At 43.0% G+C, this 230-nt stretch carries 1 pseudogene; it reads right to left on the bottom strand.

The annotated features are described in order from the left end of the window. Positions 1 to 230: pseudogene (locus tag Q4519_RS22275) on the bottom strand (transglycosylase SLT domain-containing protein); the annotation flags it as partial.

Raw genomic sequence — 230 nt, 5'->3', positions numbered from 1 at the left:
ATATGATACTGTTCGTTATTACGGAGGAGTTCAGCTAGCGCCAGTAATTTGGGAACATAAGCGCTGGGTTCTTTGGGTAAATCAAGGTTCCAATTATCAGTCGGCTTTCCTGCTTTTCGATTTTTCTTGATTGCTCGTAAAACCCTGCCTTCACCAGCATTTTACGATGCGATGGCTTGTAACCAATCTCCATCCATCATCTCATTCAAGTAAGTCAGATAGTCAAGGGC

Source organism: Motilimonas sp. 1_MG-2023 (genome assembly GCF_030547455.1).
Taxonomy (GTDB): domain Bacteria; phylum Pseudomonadota; class Gammaproteobacteria; order Enterobacterales; family CBDFNC01; genus Motilimonas.
Note: the sequence above shows the minus strand (reverse complement) of the source record. Positions and strands in the feature narration are given on the sequence as shown.